Annotated in this window: 38 protein-coding genes and 1 pseudogene; 6 read left to right on the plus strand and 33 right to left on the minus strand. The window is 41.8% G+C overall.

The features are described from left to right. Positions 1–9: 9 nt before the first annotated feature. From HNQ82_RS05920 to HNQ82_RS06030, 24 genes are all read right to left on the minus strand, one after another. On the minus strand, positions 10–1272 hold the full coding sequence (locus HNQ82_RS05920) for a PBSX family phage terminase large subunit (protein WP_183247989.1): 1263 nt from the start codon (positions 1270–1272) through the stop codon (positions 10–12). After that, positions 1259–1768, minus strand: coding sequence for a terminase small subunit (locus tag HNQ82_RS05925; protein ID WP_183247991.1), 510 nt, complete (start codon positions 1766–1768; stop codon positions 1259–1261). The genes HNQ82_RS05920 and HNQ82_RS05925 overlap by 14 nt, the downstream gene beginning before the upstream one ends. A gap of 64 nt (positions 1769–1832) precedes the next feature. Beyond that, positions 1833–2441, minus strand: coding sequence for a hypothetical protein (locus tag HNQ82_RS05930; RefSeq protein ID WP_246348922.1), 609 nt, complete (start codon positions 2439–2441; stop codon positions 1833–1835). A gap of 95 nt (positions 2442–2536) precedes the next feature. Further along, positions 2537–2692, minus strand: coding sequence for a hypothetical protein (locus HNQ82_RS05935; RefSeq protein ID WP_183247994.1), 156 nt, complete (start codon positions 2690–2692; stop codon positions 2537–2539). 111 nt (positions 2693–2803) lie between these two features. Further along, a complete protein-coding gene (locus HNQ82_RS05940; protein WP_183247995.1) occupies positions 2804–3304 on the minus strand; it encodes a sigma-70 family RNA polymerase sigma factor in 501 nt (166 codons plus the stop codon). Between the two features lie 146 nt (positions 3305–3450). Further along, positions 3451–3654: a hypothetical protein gene (locus tag HNQ82_RS05945; protein ID WP_183247997.1), complete on the minus strand. Its 204-nt coding sequence runs from the start codon at positions 3652–3654 to the stop codon at positions 3451–3453. Between the two features lie 227 nt (positions 3655–3881). Beyond that, complete coding sequence (locus tag HNQ82_RS05950; RefSeq protein WP_246348924.1) at positions 3882–4646, minus strand: hypothetical protein; 765 nt, start codon at positions 4644–4646, stop codon at positions 3882–3884. After that, a complete protein-coding gene (locus tag HNQ82_RS05955) occupies positions 4639–5046 on the minus strand; it encodes a DUF1064 domain-containing protein (protein ID WP_183247999.1) in 408 nt (135 codons plus the stop codon). Before HNQ82_RS05955 ends, HNQ82_RS05950 begins: the two co-directional genes overlap by 8 nt. Before the next feature lie 8 nt (positions 5047–5054). Continuing rightward, complete coding sequence (locus HNQ82_RS05960) at positions 5055–5540, minus strand: dUTPase (RefSeq protein ID WP_183248001.1); 486 nt, start codon at positions 5538–5540, stop codon at positions 5055–5057. A gap of 239 nt (positions 5541–5779) precedes the next feature. Next, positions 5780–5965 (minus strand): hypothetical protein, encoded by a 186-nt coding sequence (locus tag HNQ82_RS05965; RefSeq protein ID WP_183248003.1) that lies wholly within the window; start codon positions 5963–5965, stop codon positions 5780–5782. Positions 5966–6078: 113 nt separating this feature from the next. After that, positions 6079–6240 carry a hypothetical protein gene (locus tag HNQ82_RS05970; RefSeq protein ID WP_183248005.1) on the minus strand — a complete coding sequence of 54 codons (162 nt, stop codon included), beginning with the start codon at positions 6238–6240 and terminating at the stop codon, positions 6079–6081. Continuing rightward, positions 6240–6428: a hypothetical protein gene (locus HNQ82_RS05975; protein WP_246348925.1), complete on the minus strand. Its 189-nt coding sequence runs from the start codon at positions 6426–6428 to the stop codon at positions 6240–6242. Before HNQ82_RS05975 ends, HNQ82_RS05970 begins: the two co-directional genes overlap by 1 nt. 3 nt (positions 6429–6431) lie before the next feature. After that, positions 6432–7262, minus strand: a complete 831-nt coding sequence (locus HNQ82_RS05980) for an ATP-binding protein (RefSeq protein ID WP_183248008.1) — start codon at positions 7260–7262, stop codon at positions 6432–6434. After that, complete coding sequence (locus tag HNQ82_RS05985; RefSeq protein ID WP_183248011.1) at positions 7204–8001, minus strand: DnaD domain protein; 798 nt, start codon at positions 7999–8001, stop codon at positions 7204–7206. Before HNQ82_RS05985 ends, HNQ82_RS05980 begins: the two co-directional genes overlap by 59 nt. Before the next feature lie 159 nt (positions 8002–8160). Further along, positions 8161–9009, minus strand: coding sequence for a recombination protein RecT (recT, locus tag HNQ82_RS05990; RefSeq protein ID WP_183248013.1), 849 nt, complete (start codon positions 9007–9009; stop codon positions 8161–8163). Positions 9010–9023: 14 nt separating this feature from the next. After that, positions 9024–9956: a YqaJ viral recombinase family nuclease gene (locus HNQ82_RS05995; RefSeq protein ID WP_425486243.1), complete on the minus strand. Its 933-nt coding sequence runs from the start codon at positions 9954–9956 to the stop codon at positions 9024–9026. A 111-nt stretch (positions 9957–10067) separates the two neighbouring features. Then, positions 10068–10283, minus strand: a complete 216-nt coding sequence (locus HNQ82_RS06000) for a YqaI family protein (RefSeq protein WP_183248016.1) — start codon at positions 10281–10283, stop codon at positions 10068–10070. Positions 10284–10457: 174 nt separating this feature from the next. Next, positions 10458–10622: a hypothetical protein gene (locus HNQ82_RS06005; protein ID WP_183248246.1), complete on the minus strand. Its 165-nt coding sequence runs from the start codon at positions 10620–10622 to the stop codon at positions 10458–10460. Further along, complete coding sequence (locus tag HNQ82_RS06010) at positions 10619–10969, minus strand: hypothetical protein (protein ID WP_183248018.1); 351 nt, start codon at positions 10967–10969, stop codon at positions 10619–10621. Before HNQ82_RS06010 ends, HNQ82_RS06005 begins: the two co-directional genes overlap by 4 nt. Next, entirely contained in the window at positions 10969–11232 is a 264-nt protein-coding gene (locus tag HNQ82_RS06015; protein WP_183248021.1) for a hypothetical protein, read from the minus strand. The genes HNQ82_RS06010 and HNQ82_RS06015 overlap by 1 nt, the downstream gene beginning before the upstream one ends. 90 nt (positions 11233–11322) lie before the next feature. Next, entirely contained in the window at positions 11323–11448 is a 126-nt protein-coding gene (locus tag HNQ82_RS14670; RefSeq protein ID WP_281380801.1) for a hypothetical protein, read from the minus strand. Positions 11449–11492: 44 nt separating this feature from the next. Further along, positions 11493–11669 carry a hypothetical protein gene (locus HNQ82_RS06020; RefSeq protein ID WP_183248023.1) on the minus strand — a complete coding sequence of 59 codons (177 nt, stop codon included), beginning with the start codon at positions 11667–11669 and terminating at the stop codon, positions 11493–11495. Then, positions 11647–11943 (minus strand): hypothetical protein, encoded by a 297-nt coding sequence (locus tag HNQ82_RS06025; protein ID WP_183248025.1) that lies wholly within the window; start codon positions 11941–11943, stop codon positions 11647–11649. The genes HNQ82_RS06020 and HNQ82_RS06025 overlap by 23 nt, the downstream gene beginning before the upstream one ends. Further along, complete coding sequence (locus tag HNQ82_RS06030; protein ID WP_183248028.1) at positions 11909–12046, minus strand: hypothetical protein; 138 nt, start codon at positions 12044–12046, stop codon at positions 11909–11911. Before HNQ82_RS06030 ends, HNQ82_RS06025 begins: the two co-directional genes overlap by 35 nt. 109 nt (positions 12047–12155) lie before the next feature. Between HNQ82_RS06030 and HNQ82_RS06035 the strand changes: the two genes are divergently transcribed. Continuing rightward, positions 12156–12392 carry a hypothetical protein gene (locus HNQ82_RS06035; protein ID WP_183248030.1) on the plus strand — a complete coding sequence of 79 codons (237 nt, stop codon included), beginning with the start codon at positions 12156–12158 and terminating at the stop codon, positions 12390–12392. A 2-nt stretch (positions 12393–12394) separates the two neighbouring features. On the opposite strand, the gene HNQ82_RS06040 is transcribed toward HNQ82_RS06035, so the two are convergent. Continuing rightward, complete coding sequence (locus HNQ82_RS06040) at positions 12395–12592, minus strand: hypothetical protein (RefSeq protein ID WP_183248031.1); 198 nt, start codon at positions 12590–12592, stop codon at positions 12395–12397. Positions 12593–12676: 84 nt separating this feature from the next. Between HNQ82_RS06040 and HNQ82_RS06045 the strand changes: the two genes are divergently transcribed. Continuing rightward, positions 12677–12904, plus strand: a complete 228-nt coding sequence (locus HNQ82_RS06045; RefSeq protein ID WP_183248033.1) for a hypothetical protein — start codon at positions 12677–12679, stop codon at positions 12902–12904. On the opposite strand, the gene HNQ82_RS06050 is transcribed toward HNQ82_RS06045, so the two are convergent. After that, positions 12897–13055, minus strand: coding sequence for a hypothetical protein (locus tag HNQ82_RS06050; RefSeq protein ID WP_183248035.1), 159 nt, complete (start codon positions 13053–13055; stop codon positions 12897–12899). The two genes, HNQ82_RS06045 and HNQ82_RS06050, sit on opposite strands and share 8 nt — an antisense overlap. A gap of 59 nt (positions 13056–13114) precedes the next feature. Between HNQ82_RS06050 and HNQ82_RS06055 the strand changes: the two genes are divergently transcribed. Then, positions 13115–13579 carry a hypothetical protein gene (locus HNQ82_RS06055; RefSeq protein WP_183248037.1) on the plus strand — a complete coding sequence of 155 codons (465 nt, stop codon included), beginning with the start codon at positions 13115–13117 and terminating at the stop codon, positions 13577–13579. A gap of 109 nt (positions 13580–13688) precedes the next feature. Here HNQ82_RS06055 and HNQ82_RS06060 read toward each other — a convergent pair whose 3' ends face one another. The 3 genes from HNQ82_RS06060 to HNQ82_RS06070 are packed head-to-tail and all read right to left on the minus strand — an operon-like array spanning position 13689 to position 14860. Continuing rightward, positions 13689–14417, minus strand: coding sequence for a BRO family protein (locus HNQ82_RS06060; RefSeq protein WP_183248040.1), 729 nt, complete (start codon positions 14415–14417; stop codon positions 13689–13691). Then, positions 14414–14602: a hypothetical protein gene (locus tag HNQ82_RS06065; protein WP_183248042.1), complete on the minus strand. Its 189-nt coding sequence runs from the start codon at positions 14600–14602 to the stop codon at positions 14414–14416. Before HNQ82_RS06065 ends, HNQ82_RS06060 begins: the two co-directional genes overlap by 4 nt. Positions 14603–14629: 27 nt before the next feature. Further along, entirely contained in the window at positions 14630–14860 is a 231-nt protein-coding gene (locus HNQ82_RS06070; protein ID WP_221261056.1) for a helix-turn-helix transcriptional regulator, read from the minus strand. A 141-nt stretch (positions 14861–15001) separates the two neighbouring features. Between HNQ82_RS06070 and HNQ82_RS06075 the strand changes: the two genes are divergently transcribed. Both HNQ82_RS06075 and HNQ82_RS06080 read left to right on the plus strand, forming a co-directional pair. After that, positions 15002–15451 (plus strand): helix-turn-helix domain-containing protein, encoded by a 450-nt coding sequence (locus HNQ82_RS06075; RefSeq protein ID WP_183248046.1) that lies wholly within the window; start codon positions 15002–15004, stop codon positions 15449–15451. Positions 15452–15472: 21 nt separating this feature from the next. Further along, positions 15473–15916: an ImmA/IrrE family metallo-endopeptidase gene (locus tag HNQ82_RS06080; RefSeq protein ID WP_183248049.1), complete on the plus strand. Its 444-nt coding sequence runs from the start codon at positions 15473–15475 to the stop codon at positions 15914–15916. A gap of 26 nt (positions 15917–15942) precedes the next feature. Here the strand turns inward: HNQ82_RS06080 and HNQ82_RS06085 are convergent, their stop codons facing one another. Beyond that, positions 15943–16590, minus strand: a complete 648-nt coding sequence (locus tag HNQ82_RS06085) for a hypothetical protein (RefSeq protein WP_183248051.1) — start codon at positions 16588–16590, stop codon at positions 15943–15945. A 79-nt stretch (positions 16591–16669) separates the two neighbouring features. Here HNQ82_RS06085 and HNQ82_RS06090 point away from each other — a divergent pair, with 79 nt between their 5' ends. Further along, positions 16670–18097 carry a recombinase family protein gene (locus tag HNQ82_RS06090; RefSeq protein ID WP_183248054.1) on the plus strand — a complete coding sequence of 476 codons (1428 nt, stop codon included), beginning with the start codon at positions 16670–16672 and terminating at the stop codon, positions 18095–18097. Between the two features lie 13 nt (positions 18098–18110). Here HNQ82_RS06090 and HNQ82_RS06095 read toward each other — a convergent pair. The 3 genes and pseudogenes from HNQ82_RS06095 to HNQ82_RS06105 all read right to left on the minus strand — a co-directional run. Further along, positions 18111–18566 (minus strand): annotated as a pseudogene (locus tag HNQ82_RS06095) (hypothetical protein); the annotation flags it as partial. 66 nt (positions 18567–18632) lie between these two features. Further along, complete coding sequence (locus tag HNQ82_RS06100; protein WP_183248056.1) at positions 18633–19574, minus strand: endonuclease; 942 nt, start codon at positions 19572–19574, stop codon at positions 18633–18635. A 162-nt stretch (positions 19575–19736) separates the two neighbouring features. Further along, positions 19737–21995: a thiamine pyrophosphate-dependent enzyme gene (locus tag HNQ82_RS06105; RefSeq protein ID WP_183248058.1), complete on the minus strand. Its 2259-nt coding sequence runs from the start codon at positions 21993–21995 to the stop codon at positions 19737–19739. Positions 21996–22005 lie beyond the last annotated feature (10 nt).

Genomic DNA, 22005 nt, shown 5'->3' on the forward strand with positions numbered 1-22005 from the left:
GATCACCTCCTATTTCAATATCGATACCGATGGACGTTTCATATCATCTTCAAACGCGTACCGAGTCGCATCGATGGTATGATTATTTTTATCTTCCAACTTCGGTTTCGGATTGCCGTCTGCGTCCACCTGATAGTCAATCGACTCAAATTCCCGCGCAATATTCGGTGTACGTTTTGGATCAATGACAATCGCTTCTAAATCATCTAGCCACTTCTCACCGTATTCCACACTTCCCGATCCCTTCTTAGCGCCTTTAATTCGCGGAATGCCGTGCTCTTTCTTCATCTCATCAACCGATTTCGGTTCGGCACTATCCGCAATAATCGGTTCGAGATGATAGTTTTTTGCTTTGATTTTTTCAGCTGCTTCACGATTCGACAGCTTCACACCGTATATTTCATCGATGGCATAAATGATTCTTCGTGTCTTATCGTAGTGCCAACGCACAAACGCAAACGGATCCACACCATATCCCCAGTCGATGCCTTGTCGGATGTTATCAAATCTCTTCATCTCGTCATCTGTAATGGTTCGGAACACCAAGTTGTCGAATGGAACAACGCCACTACCAATTGGTTCACCAAGATATTCATGACGGTACTTCATCTCATTCGTTCGCTTCGTGTGTTCGGCTTCTTCGATGAAGTCTTTCGACAAAAATGGGTTGTCTAAATACGTGGAGTGATGAACGAATGTGTTCTCAGGAATGAATTGCGTCTCGTACTTTTGGTTGACCCATGACTGTTTTCGCTTCGGCGGGTTATAACTGTAAAAAAACGTGTACCGCAATCCGTCTGGAAGCTCTCCGCGCAGCACAGACTTTTCGATAACAGATACTTCTTCTTCTGTCTTGAACTCGGCGAGCTCCTCAATCCACATCACGGCCAACGGAAAGCGCGACGCTTTAATCGATTTGATTTTTTGCGGATCATCAGCACCACGGAACAAAATACGGTTTCCTCGCGGTAGATACGTGATCCGCATTGGGTTCACGGTGATCTGAAAATACTCAGTGACACCTAGTATTTCCATCGCTTCTTTCAACTGTTCCAACACCGAATCAGCGAGCGTGTTCCCGACTCTACGTACAACAAGTGCTGTAATCGGATACCGCATCACTAGCAACAACACCATCATGGCGATATGTGTAGACTTCGCGCTTGCGCGGCCGCCTTTCAACACATAACGCAAATAACGCTGTTCTTTCACCAGTGCCCATACTTTTTGAAACGTTGGCGTAAATACTTCAGACAATCTAATCTTCTTCATCAGTCCCACCAACATCGTCGATAATTTGAACACCAAAATTCGCGTCGATCTGCTGGCGCTCCGTCCACATCGCGAAGCGTTTGCCAAGTAAATCTAAGGCGCGGATTTTATCGGCCAAACGAATTTCTCGCTCAATTCCTTGTCCGTTCTCCGTTGGAATCACTTTCACTCTTACACTTGCAATGGCAGCCATATCGTCAATCGTAGCATCTTCGCGTATTGTAGCATCTTCCATATTGATTAACTCAGGAGCGTTCACAAATGCAATACGAGCCAACTCACGTAAAATGCGCTCTTGGTTGACGCCTGTCCGCCTCGACAGTTCCGCCATTCGTTCGTCTATATACGCGCGAACCTTAGCATTTTTTAACAGACGTGAAGCTTGTTCAGCTGCCGACCTCGGACTATAACCAGCCCGAATCGCAGCTTGAGTGGCATTAAGATCAATTAAATACTCATCTGCAAAACGTTTTTGTTTTTCTGTCAACTGTGCCATATCACAACACCTCCCCAGCTTGCAAAAAACAAAAGAGCATCCCATTATAAGAGATGCTCATCACTCAATTGTTAAGAATATCCGGGTATACAAATGTATCTAAAATTTCACCTGTACTTGCATTTTTTATATTTACAGTTACTTTGAAGTCCTTGACGCCGTTGAAAACTTGGTAGTACATACCACTTATTCCCAACCCGATGGCAGCTAGACCATACATACTATTTTCAGATGATGATACATCAACACTCATGTTGAATTCTGAAAAATTGTCATTATACGTGATATCTTGAATTACAATCAAACTCTTATCTCTTTTTAATTCGTCAATTGTTTTCTTGATTCCATTCTCTAATTCACCTATTAATTCCTTATGTTTAGCCTTCGTCATTTTATACGTCAAAGACCCATCAGCATTTTTTATAACTTCTTTGATCCCGTCTCCCTCAGCTTCAGCTACGACTTCATCAATATCTCGTCCTTCAAATAAAGAGGCTGGAAGAGTAACTTCGACATCCAATAAGTTTTTATCTACAGAAATAGAATCATCCTTGTTAATGTTTTCAGATGCGTTTGTTTCAGCCGCATTGAGCTCTTTTTCATTATTGTTACCACAAGCTGCTAAAAATACAAACATAGAAAAAATTAAAGTTATCAAATAGATTCTTTTCAATACTGACGCCTCCATCTCACGCAAATATTTTTTATAATAATATCTACGACAAAAGGAGGCATCTTCCTACAACATTCGTTCGTCAAATATCGACATTATTTGCGTCGAATCGCCCCACGCACTCGTTTGTACGTCGGACGATTCACACCCATCAACTCCATCACATCACGCATAGACAATTTATCTTTTTTCTTCTTCACCTTTAATTTTTTTATTTCATCATCCGATAAATGATCGCGTAATTTATACATCCTCATCACCTCATGCATAAAATAAGTGCCTAGCTTTTGACTAGGCACTCATGAAAGGAGGAAAACGTCGTTCTACATATTAGTGGCATTTATACGACAAAAAAAGCCTCTTCAGCTACACATGCAGAAGAGGCTTTCGTTTATGCGTTTTTTAATTTTTCTTTCAGCGCGTTCAATCATTGTTTGTACACTACTGGACGATATGCATAGATAGTTCGCAATCTCGCCATATGTGAGGCAATATCCACGTGACATCAAATACACTTCTCGTTCTCGTTCGGTGAGCACCGACAAAGCATCCTCAATTCTTTCCCGATCCCAACTCGTAATGACGCTTTCCCTTTCGTGATCGTCCCATTCGTAAATTGGTTCCGTTGAACGAAAATATTTCTGCATCAACAACGGGTCAAAAAGTTTCTCGCGTTGATAAGCCGCGCGTCGCTCGATGCCACGTTTATGACCAGGACGTCGTCCGGTCGTGAGCCACTCGATAACGAATTCAAGGTCGGCGATCATTTGACGAATGATGGTTTTATCTTGTTCTGGTGCGCGTTCGAGTAGTTTTTTTGTTTGTTTCAACGTTTGTTTATATTCTTTTAAAAGTTCCTCCATCGGACCACTCCCGTGTTATACTTATATTGAGCTGTTAGCCGGGAGAAGTCCTGGCTTTTTTTACTGAACATTGTTGACCCTTTTCAATCTTCAATTCAATCTTCAAAGAATTCGAAACCAACCATACCGTTGAATTCTTGTGTGAATCACTTTGCGTCATAAACATGTTCCACTTTTTCTCCACAGTAAGGGCAATGAAGTATTCCGAATCCATTCGCTAATTGCTTCCACACCTCATTAGAAGATACATAAAATAAAATGAATTCTGCGCGACATTTACTACACACATTAACAGGAAGTTGAATATTGAAACTAACTTCAACCTTATCTCCATGTTTTCTCATTACCATATCCCACCCTCCTAAAACGGCAATTCATCCTCATACGGCCATTTGCAGCAAGCTCCCCAGTTTTGTGGATCGTTGCGCCAGCGCTCGGCTTCTTCATCGAATCACCTTCCAACCTTTTCGAATTCGGCTGTTCAACTCACATTTCTGCAATTCTTCATATAGCCATACTTTTTGTCCGTCCTCAATCCGAAACAACAGATAGCCTTTCCGTTTTCTTTTTCTGCGCTTCACGCACCATACACATCCTTTTGTAACTTGTGTAGCGCATACATACGTAAGGCTCGCAGTTCGCGTTCATTTTCAAGTGTTGTATCATGGTAGCGCTCATTTCGATTCGTCAACTCTTGCACAAGTTCTTTCAATCTAGCAATCTCGTTTTCTAACGTAAGTACTTCTTTGTGCAATTCCTCGTTGCGAGCTAGTACAGCTTCAAGCATGTGTTGTTTTTCTTCACATTCCTGTTCCTTCTCCGTCAGCATTTTGTGTGCATGAATCACCTCACGCTTGAGCCATTCAATGCCTTTATCGTCAATTTCCTCTGTGACAGTCGATTCTTGTCTTTCGGATTCCGTTTCAACGGCAGTCGCTGCAACCTCTTGTTGTGCTTGTTGAATCTGTTCAGTTGCTTGTTGCTCTGCTTCACTTTGTTCCAAAAGCCTCTTTATGTGCCCTTTTCTGAAGTATTTCCAAGAATACAACTGCTGTTTTGTGATACCTTTCGCTTGTGCGATTTCCGTATCTGTCATCCCTTTCTTGTTCATTTCAACGTATTCCTCAACCGTCAGATCGATTTTTTTGTTAGACATGTCCTTTTCCTCCTTCACACTCTTGCAATCTTTTAAAATGTCGTCGATGCTCTCTCCGTTCCGCAGTCGTTCTAACTGTTCTGGGGTCAGTTGATACGTCCGTACCGTTGTATCTATTCCGTGTGGTCGTGTCCCGAACCGTACATCCCATTGTCGATACGGTGATACACTTGTGAGCCTACTCATTCTTTTTCACCTTCTTCCGTATCTTTTTAAGCTTGTCCAATTCAATCCAGCCGTGTGTTTTGTTGTACGTCACGACGCTCAACTTGTGATCGGGATATAGTTTTTCAAACAGTTTACGCTTGAGCGCGAAAACGGGCGTTTCGTACCCCTTCACGTCGACGACTTCAATCGAGCCGTCCAAATGTGTGATTTCAAAGTCCGCGATGTACTCTGTTTTGCGAAACGTCTTGCCATTTTTCTTGAATGACTCCAACAGCGTGTATCGCGGCTGGAGTCTGAACGACCTAATCTCCTTATTCGCAAGTAGCCACTTTAGCTGCTCGTAGTATCGCGCTTCTGCCTTGCTATCGAATGTATGTCCGTCAACCTCTGTCTTTTTTGAACCGTACTTTGTTGCCATGCTACACCTCAGTATCCTTGTTCTTGTCGCTGATGATTGATTTTGTTTTTATCCATGTATTTCTCAAAAATCGTTTCTGGCGCTAACCCAACCATTCGGGACAAAGACAACAGAAAATGCCAAAGGTCAATCACTTCCTCTTGCAACCGATTCAAGTCAATTTCCTTCTCTTGCTTCCACCATTTCCAATTCACTTCTCGACGAATCTCATCGATTTCACTTTCCATCGCGATCGTGATAGCGACTACCCATTCATCAAGTGTTTTTTCGATGTTGCATTCAGCGATGATACGTTCGTCCAATGCTTGTTGCATTTGGAACATCTTTTCGAGTTTCTCAACCTCTTCCTCCTCGAGTATTTCAACCGCAGTTGCTAAACCTGCCACGAAAGTATCAAGTCCATATTTTCCTGCACTCTCAATTAGTTTTTTAAGACGTTCCTTTGCGTTTGAAACTGTTTCTTCAAAATGTTCTAATACCGTTTGTTTCGTCATTTCTCCATCTCTCCTCGCCGTTAGTTATAGTTAGTTGTTGTTAGTTATTGATTTAGCTATAGAACAAGTCCCGATTCCGCCTATCCTCATAACTTCATCCACCACAAACTAACGTTTTCGACCGATTTTTCTTATTTCCCCTTCATAATGTATACCGCGTTCAGAAAACAAGACGGCTCGACACCCTTCTTCTAATTTATTCCCATAACAGTCGTATAAAGGTATCTCGCGCCATTTTGTCACTTTTCATCACCTAACGCCTTCCGCAATACATCTTCCACATACGACCGTGTCCCAGCGCCGCCATACTTCATCCGCCCAAGCGCCTCTCTAATTGCCTGTTCAAGTTCCTGCACCCGTTCCTGCAATTCTTGTGTACGCGCGCATTCCCAACACCTTATGCGCCCGTGATAACACGTGTCCATCTTATCACCTCGCTAGACGCTTTATTTCGCTCTGTGGGACGTTTTTCTCGTCCTTGGGTACTTTTCTATTACCCTCGCAAAAAAACGTCGTGTGGGCTAAAAATGAGCGTATATCATAGTTTCATAGTCGCAAGCAACCATTGCAATGTGTAGTAGTCGAGTTCTGACACGTGCTTGCCGTCATGCTCGCGGATTCCAGCATCGAGCAACTGACGAATCATGATTTGTTTTTTCAGCTCTTGCGTGAAGGTGATTTTCTCATAGAGAATACCCATCACCCACTCACCTCCATCTTCAATCGTTCTTTCGCTTCACGAAGTCTTTTTTTAAACTCGATCGTTTTCTCTTCAGCTCGCTGTCTAACGATTTTTGCGTACTCACAATCACAAGGAGTAAAAGCAAATGCTCCTGGTATCACTTCTTTGACTGAATATCCTTTTCCGTAACACTTTTGGCACATCATTTATCACCCACTTTTCTGTAGCCTGAAGTCGTCACCTTCGACTTCGAGGAGATATGAACCACATTGTCCAAGCAACCGACTGGCAGCTGCATACCCGATTTTTTCGCTTAATGTTCCACGATCTTCGTTAGAATTGAACACGATTGGCTTTTGCTTTCTGTATCTCTCGTTGATAATCTGATAATAGAGTGCCTCTTTTGCCTCGCTCCATTTGGCTTTTCCGATATCGTCCCAGACGAGCACATCCGCGTTGATTGCTCCGTATAGCAGTTTGTTCAGCGTCTCCCCTTCATCGTTCATCATCCTAGCTTGGATCAGTTCGTCCATGAATGTGACATCTGAAACGACGAGTACATTGAATCCGTCCTTAATGAGCCGTTTAGCCAGCGCAATTTGCAAATGAGTTTTGCCAACACCGAAATTGTTATGCTTCTGCTTCATCGGCGCACGTTCATGAGGCGGAAGGTCTCGCAATCGTTGTTCGCCGAAGACCGCAATAAAACCTAAATTGTGTTTCGAGATCACCTTTTCTCCGCCATCCTTCTTGAATTCGTTCAAATACTCAAGCGTCATACCGTACATGGATTGCTGGTACTGCGTCGCTCGTTTGAAGTTCTCGAAATTCGCGTGTACAAACTCGTCTGGGATGAGTGCCTGCTTGAACCGCCGTTTCCAAGCTTTTCGCTCCCGACACTCGCAAAAAACAGCTATCTCATTTCCTTGTTCGTCACGCTTGATAATTAACTCTGTATCTTTGCATTGCGGGCACTCATAGTCATCCCTTCCATCCCCATGCTCTTCTTGCCTCTTCGGCTTCTCGGAGAGCTTGTTCATATGATTTTCCGCCTTCTTTTGAAGATCGGCTAACACCTCGGCGATGCTTGCGAACCTCACGATCGTTCACTCCTTCTCGCTTTCTATGAAACTCTCGCTCGTAGGCTTCAATATCTTCTATCGTGCGCAGATTGTTTTGTACCCACTCGCGAAGTATCCCCTCTGCGTAATTCCATTTCTTTTGTTGTTTAAGTGCTCGTTTCATAGCCTCGATGACAATCTCGTCTCCAACGTCATCTATCCATTGATCGATGCACTCTGATACAAAAGGACTTTCTACACCAAAGTTTTCTTGATAGAAGCGATGAGCGTTTACTACTACTACATTATTTTCTTTATTACTTAGTAAGTTATTATTTAGTTCTTTATTATTTAGTAGTGACGGGTTTTCCGTCGACGGTTTTTCCGTTAACGGATTATCCGTCGACGGATTTTCAGTCAACGGTGAAACCGGACGTTCAAGTACGATGTATTGATTGTTTGAAAATTTCCCTTGTTCCCTTGTCTGTTCCTTAATGATGTAGCCGTGTTCTTGCAATTCCTTAATGATGTTTTTGGTAGAGTCCCGCCCATTTGCACTTCTTTTCTTTAGATCGTCGATGCGGAAGACCCAATCATTTGGCATTGAGAGCATATATGCCAGAAGCCCTTTAGCTTGCCAAGATAATCGTTTATCGTTTAAAAAACCCTTATCCAAAACCACGTAGTTTTCTTTCTTTTCAACGCGGAAAATACTCATGCTGTCACCCTTTCCTAACGCAAATCACAAACCCATCTTTTACGCTTTTCACGGTATAATGTGGATACCGCCGCATATAGTACAAGCTGTTTAAAGTGTTCTTTGTCTTTCGCCTCCTCCCAAATCCAGCGCGGGAGGAGGACTTTATAATATGCTTCGTTATTTAGCATCGAAGACGATCTCCTCTTGTTGCGACGCCTCGGACGCCTCGGACTCCATCGGCACCTCGAACGCTTCGGCTTCGATGTATTCGACTGGTTCTGGCTCTGCCGTCACATCCTTGCGAACCACTTCGTCTTGCGCGGCTTGTTGCTGAATCTCAATCGAAATCGGCAAGTACTTCCACATGTGACGAATGACCGTCTTTTTAGCCATTTCCTCGTAGTCCGTTACCCACGGACCAGCGTTCGCCGCCTTACTGCGTTTGCGACGTTTTTCAATCTCCTCTTTTGGCATGAATTCGAATTGATAGCCACCGCCCTTGAAATGCGCCACGGCATACACGCCGATGAACTCTCCGCGATCTCCATTCATGTAAGGTTTGTGCTTCAATTTCGGTTCGAGGCCTAGTTCATAGTCAAATTCGTCATTTGAGTACACCGCATGCGCGTAGATATTTTCGATTTGGCCGGAACGCCGCGCTAAATCAATCATTCCTTTGTATCCGATAATGAATTGCACATCGGATTGGCCTGTTTTCCCGTTCTTGAACGGAACTAAATAACAATGTCCGACAAGCCCAGGCTCTAGACCGAGCTGCGCCGCCTGCATCACTGCACCGAGAAGCGACGGAACAGAACATTCAAGCAGTTTAGGATTCGTCCGGATAGTTGTAAGAGCGATTCGTGCCATGCGATCGGCATCCATGTGCTTTGGAAGAGCCTTTTCAATCTCCGGACCCATCTTTTTGAGATAAGCCGCAATTGTTTGAGCTGGGGAAGGAGGCGCTGCCTCCGTGTTTTTTGCTTTGTTTGCAAGTTGATTTTTTAGCGTTTGGTTTGTTGCCATTTCTATAACCTCCCCTATTTAATTGAAAATCGTCGCGCCACTGATTCTTTAGCAACCTCTTGATAAATATGCGGATACTTAGCTTTAAGTAGTTTGGTATCCACACGATGACTCACAACGTTTTTCCATGTGATGATTCGCTCTCCAGCAAACGCTCTTTCATAGTCTCCTAGCATGGATTTGAGTTGATTTTCCGCCTCTTTTCGGCGTGTGACAGCTTCCTCTTCCTCCTGCTTTGCCTGTTCATACTTGGAGATCAGTTCTTGAGCAGTAGGCGGTAATTCAATTTCCTCGTCAAATTTTGCTGTAGGATAGAGAGCTTTCAGTAAATCACTTGAAGCATCTGAACCGTCGAACATAGGAGGATTTTTCTTCAATACGTGATTGTTCCAGAAGTTCGATTCAATCTCGATGAGATACTGAATAATCTCCTCATCTCGCTCAATTTTCTTGTAAATGAACTTATTTCCACCAATGAGAACCGCAATCCACCAAGAATCAAAACCAGTGACGGCCATGTAATGCTGGCATTGAATGAGATACTGCGCTGGAACCTCATCGTCTCTCCATTCGCTTTTTAGATGTTCACTCGCTGTTTTACATTCAAGCCCTGCTTTTTCACCAACAATGAGCCGATCAACGTTCGCTAGCATAAACGAATGTTCGGGGTGTTGAAGGATGGCGTTTTTCCGTCGTACTTTCAATCCCGTGCGTTTGCTGAATTCTTGAGCGACCACGTCTTCAAGCATCGTGCCCCAATACGCTGCCTCGTTGCTCACACTTTCTTCTGGTGCTTGTCCCGTCTTTTCGAGATACACTGCAATAGGTGATTTCCATTTGTTCAATCCTGCAATCGCTGCGGCGTCGCTTCCGCCAATTCCATTGCGTCGCGCTGACAGCCATTCCTCATGGCTCATTTCATTTGTGTTTGCAAAAACAACAGCCATTTCCATCCCTCCATTTGATTTTTCGCGGTGATTCTTGTACTATGTAAGTAACTTGTTCAAGTAAAGAACCACCTTTTCCGAAACGTCTCACTCCCTCCAGTGAGGCGTTTTTCATTCGGCGATTTTGCGTGTTGCGCCTAACACGTGGATGAGATACTCGTGAATGTTTTCCTCGAGCACGATTTCCCCGTCTGGAAACTCGTATATTGTATCGCCATACAAAATTTCATCGCCGCAAGCATCTACACCCCAATGTTCTGATTCAATCTGATGCGGGTAGCCTGTCTGCAACGTACGAGTAATGGCTGGATGTTCTAAGTCTCGCATGCCTTTTCGCCTCCTTTCGCATAGTATGTAGTAGATGTGCTAACGCACATCGTCAAGCGCAAGAACGCTGAACGGGGGATGGGTGACTCTCAGCGCTCCTGCACCTGACGACAGGCGCTAGACCTGTCGAGTGAAATGTGGTACAATCATATATGGTTCGGGTTCTGCTAGCTTTCAAGCTAGCTTTTTCTTTTTCACGAGAAACTGCTTGTACAGCACTTCCTTTGCGTATAGTTCAGTCGCTAACAATAACGTTGGATTCTCGCGCATTTCCTCGCACAATCTCCGAACCTCTGAAACTTTCATTAGCCGACTAGCTGAAAAGACGATATTCATCACTCATTCCCCTCCAATGCGTTTTTAGCGTGATACAAAGCAGCAGCAATTTTTTCTTTATCACTAAAGTTTGTGAAAAACTCTAAAGCCTCAATGTTTTCTAACGCTCTCTTGTACTTTTCAGCTTTTTCCTTTTCATTCACGTACTTGCGCATCCAGAATGATTTTTGTCGTTCCAACTCTTGTGTTAACCAATCGATTCTTCTGCATAAATCTGCAAGCACAGCGGCTGTTTTTTCTTCCTCGGAATCTAATAACTTAACAATCTCCTTTTTTAATTGCTTCGAAATTTCATAATCCCCACCACGACAAGCATGCTCAAATTCATCGAGAAGATTGTGAAGATCCATCACTCATTCCCCTTTCTCATCACTATCGCAATATCGATTCCTTTTTCACGCATTGCTTCAACGATCTCAATCAATCTGTCATGTTCCTCTTTCTTCCGTACCAGCTCGTCCAAGTCGCGTTTGCAGCGTTGAAACTCCGTCATCCAGCGCTCCGCATCATCAAAACGAGCGCTTACCCACGCGACTCTTGAACGATCCAAGTATATGCAGCCGCATTCCCATAGCTTCTCTGCTAACTTTTTGTCTTGCTCAAGAACGTTCATTCTTTTCTCTCCTCTCCTTAACGTTCACCAATTTCGGTGAGTGTTATTGCTTGTCCACTTTTTCACCAAAAGGAATGCCTCAATTGAGGCTCAGAATTCGTATTTCGTATCTTCCCAACCGCACTCTTCGCACTCTGCTTCCCAAACGTAGCCTTTCCCTTCGACAATTTCCACCACTTCCCGATGGGCTTCCGCACCGCAACGTGGGCATTCCATGTTCTTTCACCTCCCGCTTGTCCATTTTTCTTCCAAAAGAAGCCCTAGAGGGCAGTTGGATCATATTCACGATCAATCCGCTCATGCAGCTCGCGCTTAAACCGCATGAGTTCGTCGTACCAACTTCTATCGCGCGTTTTTACAACTGCTGCAACCGTACGAGTATAGAACACAACTGCTTCGTCAAGCGTTTTGAAATCATACGCACTTGGTAATGACATCTTGTTTCACCTCCTTTTTCTTCGCTCTTGCTTCCAACCCGGCGTACAACGGCCACCCGTCGCTCGACATCGTATTCCGCGCCTTGTCATATGTGATCGGATGGTACTTCTCACCATCGAACACTTCGATGATGTATGTTTCATCGAGCTTGATTTCGCCGTTCTTTGTCTCAAGAGAAACAGTGTCGCCATCAACAATGAGCGTGCCGAGCGTGTAGTTTTCAAGAAACGCGTCAATTTCACGCGTTGTGCGTTTGATATGGTCGCTGATCATTTGCGGTCACCTCCTTCTTTTGTTCTGAAAGATGACGAATTAGACCAGGAAGTAAATGTTTAATGACTGCATTTGCCAATTTTTCAGCAGGAATTTTTATCACCTGATCACCTCCCCTGTTACTATGTGTATGTGTTATCGATTGTCCGTTATTTCATTGAAGGTTTTTCTCCCTTCGTGTTGAAATATTTATGGAAGGGAGGTGAGTAACCTTGAAGAAGATATATGCTAATCTTCTTGGCGAATGGGTTGATCTATCGTCCGATGATACATGCTTGATGGGTCCGCGCATGGTCAGCCCCTCCGTTTGGTGGGAAGAAAACGCTGAGATTTGGAGCCCTAATAAAAAAGATGAACACACCATGTATCAATTGGACTATGTGAGCATTCACTATAAAGGGAAAGACTATCGAATCAGCCCTATTTTCATTCAAGTCGTTAGCGAATAAAGTTATTTAGTCTTATCTGAATAACGGCGTAAGTTGAACTCAACTTCAAGGTTTCTTTTCAATTCCTCAGAGTCGTCAAGCTCCAGCTTGGCGGCTTTTAATGCAAAATATAGGTTGACTTGTTGCGCAATTCTTTCCCACTCGTATTTTTTAAGTCCTTGAAGTTGCTTAACTAAAGACGCGATTTGCTCTCTTGTCATCCCTCTCACCCCCTTTCACGCTGTTTTGTCGCAGGATTTTCCTCCTTCTCGTCGAATTGACTCGATGGAAGGAGGTGAATTCAAATGAGTTGGAATGCAGAAGTTGTTTTAAAATCTGGAAAAGTTGTTGCTGTTGCCGATTTAGTATCAATCAATCGCATAAGTCAATCCGACAGCTCTGTGTCTAAAAACACTGACTTTGAAAACTTTATACTTCCATCTAAAGGAATACTTTCGTTTGTCGGTAAAAACAATATCGTATGGCTTGAATCGTCTGATATTGAATACTTATCGTTATTCCGAGTTAATTAATTTCAACTTCCACAAAAAGAGTGCAGCGTGTGCTGTGCTCTTTTTCGATTTCCAATAGTTGTTCAACAATCCGTTTTGCTTCTTCTACGTTCGGGCAAGATATCTTCACTTTCACTTCCACTTTAAATTCACTCCCTTTCATACCGTCCACTATTGCAGGATTTTCCTCCTTATCATCGAAATAGGATGATGGAAGGAGGTGATAATACGATGGACAAAAAAACCATGAATGAAATTCCTGCCCTTTTACAGGAACGTGTAGATCTAAAGGCATTGACAGCTAGGGTCTTTGTAAATTCCATCGAAGGATTGAAAAATGGGAAAATTAAAGACGTGAGCATCGACCCTAATACTGAAATTCTGTTTTTTACGCATTTCGGTGTAGTCTCAGGAAGTTTATATAATCCACCAGATGATGAATTTGATCCAGTCTATTCCTTGCATGAAGTCATTTTGAAAGCAAGGGATTCTCTTCTCTCCTCTTACATAGAGGACGGTGTAAAGAGAATGGTAAATGACAAAAGTTTCGTGTTACTTAAAGATGTAACAATTAAACCGTATGCTAATAACGACAATTCGTATAAACTTGCTTATTTCGTGTTATATAGCGATGCAATTCTCGGCTTATCTTTTGGAAATCAGCCGAAGGATCAACATGTAAATGTGGCTGAATAGACACTGATTTTGGAGCCGTCGCCTTGTCGGCGGCTTCTTTTTCCAACTTGGTGATACGCGCTTCTAATTCAGCAATCCGTTGTTCAATGTTCATTCCCCTCACCTCCTTTCACGCTGTTTGCTCTTTCTGTAGCAACAATCGAAACGTCTCTCGCCCTTTTGGTGTAATCAGCGTTTGCACATCAGCTCGTCCGTTTCGTTCCCATTCTTTCAGCTCAAACAGCTCTGGCACATATGCCGCGTACGGTTTGAGTTTCTTTTTCTGGTCGCGATAAATGAATTTGTTTTTCAGTAGCCAGTCGATGAAGAAACGTTCTTTAATCTGCAACTCTTTCGCCGTGTCTCGGAAATTCGTCAAAAGGTTCCGATCGACCAGCGCGTCGAAATACTCCACCTTCGGCTTCATCGCGGCAATCTGTTCGTTTTGTCGCCGCACCGTTTCCAGCACACCGCGAAACATCAGTTTGGTTTGGTCATCAGCAAACGGAAGATACGTATTGATGAACATGTCCTCGTTCGCGACATATCCGCCCGTTTTGCGGATGGTTGGGAGGACTTCATGTGTCACCCAACGCTTGAACTGTTTTGCTTCTGGTTTTCTGCTGCCTAAAATCAAACTGTAGAGACCAGCTTCGTTAACACATAACATTTGTTGCTTTCCGCCAGGGGTGTCGATTGAAACTACACCCTTTTCATCTTCATCTAATCGACCCAAAGCGTCTCGGCTGTTTTTGATTTCAAGGACATCACAAACATCTTTACCAACAAATAAAACTTCCCCGTTTTGAACAACTGTTCTTATCTGTGTTTTCCCATAATTAAAAACTTGTGGGTTCATTTCTGTTTTCCCTCCACTCCGCTAATGAATTTGATTAACTCTTTGTTTTTGTGTTGATACGCAAGCTGTTTTGTCGCTTTTAACGATATGAACCATTTGCCATTACGATAAAGAAACTCACTGTCCGGTACATCTTTAAAAATCGGGAATTGCTTTTTGAACTCCGATAAACTAACTTGATCCAACTGTCCCACACCTCGCATTTAGTGAGTTTATCCTGCATTTTCGCTCTTAATCTCACTTATAGTGAGATTGTGTTTAAAAAAAAGTTCTTCCACACTCTTTTTATAAAACATGGCAATCTTAATCTTTGTTCGGTCGCTCCCTCTTCTCTTCCCTGTTTCTAACATCGCGAGCATCCCGGGAGATATACCGATTTTTTTTGCCGCTTTTGCCTGTGACAATCCCAATGCTTTTCTAGCCTTAATCAACTCCTCGTTCAATCTCATCACCTCACTTTCTGTGACTAATTAAATTTTTACACACTTTAAGTGAGTAGTCAATAGGAATTTTCACTTTTTGTGAGAATTATTTATTCACTCACTAGTTGTAAGTATAATTGATTGATAAGGAGAGTGATTGAATTGGATAACAAGGTAGTCGGCAAAAGAATTGCGTTATTACGGAAGAAAAGAGGGCTTTCACAAGAGGAATTTGCAAAGAAAATCAACGTCTCGCCTTCGACCGTTGCAATGTGGGAAGTAGGCAAAAGAGAGGTTAAATCATCGACTCTCTCTGAGTTGGCTGACTTCTTTAATGTATCAACTGATTATCTTCTTGGCAGAACCGATAACCCTTCCTCATCGCTTCCTGAATTAACTGAAAGAGAAGAACGGAACATTCAAAGAGAACTCGAAAAAATTATTGAGGGATTGAGCAGTAAAAACGGCTTTGCCGCATTCGGCGGAATGGACATCGATGAACTCGACGAAGAAGATCGGGAACTGTTAATTGCTTCGCTTGAAAATTCCCTTCGACTTGCGAAACGAATTGCTAAAGAGAAATTCACTCCAAAGAAACATAGAAAAGATTAAGTTTTTCAGGGGGAGCGCTGGATGGCTAATCAGATAAAACAGATAGTAGAAAAATTAGTCAAAAAGCATGGCACAAATAACCCCTTTGAGATTGCATCACAGAAAGGAATTGTGCTGTTGTTTGAACCATTGGGTGGGATATACGGCTATCATCACAGTTTTAAAAGAATAAAAATCATCCACATTAATTCAGAGTTAGAGGAAACTACACAACGCTTCGTTTGCGCGCATGAGCTGGGACATGCGGTGTTGCATCCTGAACTTAGCACGTCATTTTTGCGAAAAAACACACTTTTCTGTATGGACAAGGTAGAGCGCGAAGCGAATGAATTTGCGGTGGAATTGCTTATTCCAGACGATTGCATTCATACATATCGAAATACCGATATGACCATATATGAGGTTGCAACAACGTATGGTGTACCAAAAGAAGTAATTCATTTAAAGAGAAAATTGAAAAATTAAAAGAGCAACGCAAATGGTTGCTCTTTCTAATGAGCGCGAAACATGCAGCGTAGTTTATAATTTGTTTTTCCATTTACGTCAATGCCAGGATCTGTGTTTTCGTTCATAAAGTCGATAAAATCTTTTAAAAGAAGAGGGGATTTATCGAATGCTCCTTTAGGCGCTTTTTTGGCTACGTCCACGCCGAAAGAAAACAGTACCTGTTGATTTGGTGTTATGTTCATGTCGACAACATTAAAAGAGCTAGCGATGATCGGTAGTTTGTAATGATTGCTGAATCGATGAATAAAATATGTAAATTTATACCCGTCTTCCGTAGCTTGTTTAAAGTTCATTTTTTTTATTTCAAAATTGTCATATGAAGCAATAAAATTACCTTTGTAGTTACTTGATGGTATCAAAAAAAATTCACCATCCGTAGAAATTGTTTGAGTTAAGAACGAAACAATTTCTTTTTCAAACGTTTTGATATCTAGTTGCTTGTGTTTAACGATGAATTCATCTGCTTCTTTGACCATTTGTTGTTCGAGTGTGAGTTTTGGTTTGTTTGATGATGTGGTTACATCTTTAATTCCTTCTTTTGCTGTATAAAATAGAGAAAACAACCCTAGAACAGCAAATAAAATTGCTGGTGCCAAGATGATAAATAATATGATTTTTAAAGCCTTTTTCAAAAGAATCTCCCCCTATAAATATTTTTCCCTTTCATTATAGGGGTTAATTAACTATTTTTCTATAGAAAGGAGAAACCAAATGAAAGTCGCTATTTATGCTCGAGTCAGTACAGACGAGCAAGCAAAAGAAGGATACAGCATCGAATCTCAAAAAGACTCCGTCATTAATTTTGTTAAGTCGCAAAGATGGGAAATTTACGATTTTTACATCGATGACGGATACAGTGCAAAAGATTTAAAACGACCAGCGATGCAACGCCTCATCGAAGATACGAAAGAAAAAAAATTCGATGTCGTTGTATTTTATAAGCTAGATCGGCTTGTGCGGTCTGTCGGTGACTTAGACAAATTATTAAAACTTTTCGATAAACACAACATCGGAATTCGCTCCGTGACAGAGCCTTTTGATACAACAACAGCGATGGGTCGCTTCTTGATTACGCTCGTTGCTGCAATTGCTCAATGGGAACGAGAAACGATTTCTGAACGCGTAATCATCAACATGACAAAAAAGGCAACATTAGGAGAGCGTAATGGTGGTAAGGCTCCTTTTGGATACAACATTGAGGATGGGAAGTTGGTTATAAACGAAGAAGAAGCTCGTTTAGTACGTGAAATGTTTCGTATGTACATTGCTGGAAAAGGCATTCGTCAGATTGTTCTATACTTGCAGCAATTCGGTGTAGACAAGGATATTCGTACAGTATCACGAATGCTCGAAAATCCGGTTTATTGCGGAAAACTTCGCTGGGGGAAAAATTCAAAAATGAATGAAATTATTTCCGATGACATTACTCATCCACCAATCGTTGATATTGAGACCTTTGAAAAAGCTCAAATACTCCGTAAGCAAAGAACTCAGGAAGGAAAAAAAGCAACGTCACCTTATCCTTTCAGTGGGGTATTGAGATGTGCTCGTTGTGGTTCAGCGCTGTCTGGCTATTATAAAAAAAAGAGAGGGTCAAAACATTATATCTGTATTGCCAAAAAGAATAAAGGTACATGCGACCTTCCGATGTTTACAGAGCGTGCATTAACACAAGTATTTCTAGAAAGTCTATCTCCAAGCGATCCGAACAAGTTTTTAAATCTAATACGAAATATAGAAATCCAAACGGAAAACGAAGATCATACAGTGTTAATTGCCGAACTTGAAAAGGAATTAGCAGCAATCAAAACGAGAAAAAGAAACTGGTTATTAGCGTTAGGAAACGGCACGATTACACAAGAAGAGTATAAAGAAATGACGACTGAGGACTCAAAAAGTGAAACACTGATAAAAGAACAACTTGAACAACTAAGCAAAAAAGCAGTTACGTTAGATTTAGAATCCGTTCTTAGCATAGTGCAAAATATCCCAGCGTTATGGGAGACTGCTAATGACTATGAAAAGAAAAGTTTTATCAATGAGTTATTCGAAACCATCGTGGTCGATGTTCCGAGTGATTATTTCCGAGGACGCGGTAAAACTCCATCTGTCATAATTAAGGAAGTACATTTACGTTAAAAAAGTTTCTTTTGATGGCTTTAGCCACCCCTAATGCAGGCAATCCGACACGAACAGCAACCGGTAATAATACCGCCCCAAGCAATGCCACCGCAGGCGACGGCCAAAAAAACCAAGAAATCATCATCATTAATATTCCTATCGTCCAATAAGCTAACGAAGGCGTCCGAATCAATTTCGCAAACGGCGCGATCATCACTTCATTCATTCCTGTGATCGTAAGAAGCTTACTCATCGATACGATAATCGAGATGACAAGAATGGTTGGAAGAAGTTCAGTTATAGCATAAATAAAACTTTTAAAGATGGTGCTAATAGAAAGCGGCAACGAACCTGTTGCTGTAATCGCTAACAAAAAGATGCCCACCATGCAAACTAAAGATGTATCTTTGCGCCAAACCATCAACGCGATAATGATACAAATAAACGAGACGTAAATCCAATGTAACGCTGTTAGCTCTACACCCATCGTTCTCTTCCCCTTTTCATAAACTGTAATACAGCATATGAAAAAGAGGATGATGTGTGCGAACGCCTATCTATTTTTACGCCCAATCAAAAAATAAAGTTGATCAACAACATTTGGTTTATCGATAAATGGATTGCGATTTCCTTGAATTCGAAAAATTGCCGCATTTCTATGCCTCTCATATGTTGTAACAGGAAATTGTTTATGCCATTGAACAAGTAGCGGAATATAGACTTGATCAATAAAAGGCTGTTTAATTGCTCGTGGATAACGAACAAGAAAGTATAACATCGCTCGCGCCACCGCCCCTTTTCCGTGTTCAGGTTCAAAATGTTCCCCGTATGCCACGCCACAATCGTTTTGAATGATTTCATTAGGAGACTCTGGCTCATAAAACGGAAAATCCGCATACGGAAAATTCGAGCGAATAGAATTGCATCGCGGTTCACAGACAAATAAGTGATGCAAATCCCCTTTCATCGGTTCCTTTGCCCCAAACCACGATTGTGGCACAACATGTTCTGCATTAAATTTCAATTGTTGGTCAACCATTTTCATTTTTTGCTCAAAATCGAGCTCTCCTTTTTTTGCCTTTTTTACAAGTTGGACAAATTGTTCATATCGCTTTTGGATGGTTTCATAGTCTTGTAAAATCACCGTGCGCGGATCTTTCTTTTTCCCCGAATAAATGCTTTTTACTGTTCCGTCTGGCTGCAAATCGACCCATGTGTATAAATAGTAATCTTTGCTTAAAAAATACGGGATGCGGCGTATATGCGTCCGTTTCATTAAATCGTGATACGCTTGAAATAACAACTTTCCTTCCATTCGATCATCTATATGCTCATAATATCGTTCAATAATGCGCGCCTCTTCATTTTCGTTATAATATAAAGCGTTTTGTTGCTGAATTTTTTGTTGATTTTCAATCAATTCTTGAAAAATATCTTTTTGTGCTTCTTCCCACCGCTTCAACTGCTCCGCGTGTTGAAGGATAACATCTTCCACCGTTCTTCTCTCCAATCATTTTTTTACTATAATGTATTCATCTATTGTTCATCATGACGCGGCCATATTCCATCTTCTTCATACATCTATTATAGTCCATGTTAAAAATAAAAAAATAGAACTGAGCACATGTTATGCCCAGTTCCATTTTTCATCAATCCTTTATAAATACGGATGTTCATGCATCGCTTTTAAACGATGCCATCTTCGCTCTACTTCTTGTTCAAAAGAAGCGAATAGTTCGCGATTTTCTTCTTTTAATAAATGCTTTGCCTTACCCATGTATTTCAACCATTCTTGCAACGGCACACGTTTATTTTTTTCTTCTGGATCGTACGTAATTGTCGTTTTCCCACGCTCTACTTCATATAACGGGAAGAAACATGAATCTACTGCTGCTTTCATTATTTTTTCTCCGTATCGTTCTTCTGATTTCCAGTTTAACGGACATGTAATAAGTAATTTACCGTATGCTGTTCCTTCATGTTGTGCATACCATTGTGCTTTCGCCGCTTTTTTAATTAAATCTTGCGGAAATGCTTCTGTTGCTGTGAATACGTACGGAATGTTTGTAGCTGCCATAATTTGCGGCGTATCTTTATGATGGAACGCTTTTCCGTTCTGCGTTTTTCCGACACCCGTTGTACTAGTCATATGTCCAATCGGCGTCGAATACGACATTTGTGAACCTGTATTCATATATCCTTCATTATCGTACTCTAGCATAATCAGTTTATGATTGCGAAGCGCTGTACCAATTGCCGATCCCATCCCAATATCCATTCCGCCGTCGCCTGTAATCATAACAAATGTTACATCGTCAGAAACTTGAATGTCTCCACGGCGTTTCATTTCAAAAAAGGCTTCTACCGCTCCTGATAATGTGGCTGGACCATTTTGGAACAAGTTATGAATCATTGTTTGCTTATGCGAGCTATACGGATAAGCTGTTGTCACCACGTAAGCACAGCCTGTTTGAAATAAAACGACAACATCCCCTTCAATTCCTTTAAAAAACAGCTCGAGAGCTGGGAAAATCCCACATCCCGGACATGCTCCGTGACCAGGGGCTAATCGTTTCGGCTTAGCTGTTAACGCTCGAAGCGGAGGAAGTTTCACTTTTAATCTTTTTGTCTCTTTATCTTCAATCACTTGAATGAGCCCTGTCTTAAATGCGTCGCCATACATAGGCTCGATGACTTGTTCCCATTTCTGTTGTGGATCTCCTGGCATATGCCCAAAATAATCAAATGGCTTTTCCGCAAATCCTTTGTCTAATGTTCGTAACGCGATGTTAAAAAATTCCTTTGCATCATCTGGATAAAAATCTTTTCCACCAAGTCCAAAAATGCGCGTTAAAACAATCGTTTGATTATATGGATCTTCTTTTAACGCTGATTTGATTTCATGCGTCATATTTCCTCCGTGCGCCCCATATGAGTCAGCACGCTCACCAACAAGAAGAACTTTTACATGTTTACACGCTTGGCGAATCGCCTCACTCGGAAACGGACGAATGATATTTGGGCTAATGACACCGGCTTTTATTCCTTTTGCCCGCAACTGATCGACAACATCTTTTGCTGTTTCAGCTGCTGAATTAATTAAAAATAACGCCACTTCGGCATCTTCCATTTTATATAAATCAAGGAGAGGATATTCTCGTCCTGACCATTGCGCATATTCTTTTGCCACTTGTTGAAACACATGAGCTGCCCGATATAACGCTTCTGATTGCTGATAATGATTGTTAATTAAATCGTCACCGTTCATATGCGCACCAATCGTTACCGGTTTACGTGGATCAGATGCGTTTGGAAAATGAGTCGGACGTTCACCGATAAAAGCTTGAACAACTTGACGATCTTTAAAATATTGAACTTTTCGTTTTTGATGCGACGTGAAAAATCCGTCATATGCCACGATGACTGGCAAACGCACATCTTCATGCTCGGCAATTTTTAAAGCCATAATATTCATATCATATACTGCTTGTGGGGTGCGTGCTGTTAAAATGACCCAACCTGTATTTAAAGCAAAATATAAATCCGAATGATCTCCGCGAATATCTAACGGCCCACTAATCGAACGCGTCACTAAATTCATAACCATCGGAAAGCGCGTACCCGATTGAACAGGCAACTGTTCTAACATATACATGAGACCATTGGCACTTGTGGCATTTAATACGCGAGCGCCCATGACTGCTGCACCATAACAAATTCCTGCGGATCCGTGTTCTCCATCGGCAGGAATAAGTACAATATCATGTTCCCCGCGCGCTTTCATTTGATCTAATAACTGAGCAATTTCTGTTGACGGTGTAATTGGAAAATACCCCATCAGATGATAATTAATTTGCGCAGCAGCAAGAGCGGCCATTTCATTTCCTGACTCAAATGTTGTCACTTGCTCTATCATGTGTATTTTC

The organism is Anoxybacillus tengchongensis (genome assembly GCF_014201585.1).
GTDB lineage: Bacteria > Bacillota > Bacilli > Bacillales > Anoxybacillaceae > Anoxybacillus > Anoxybacillus tengchongensis.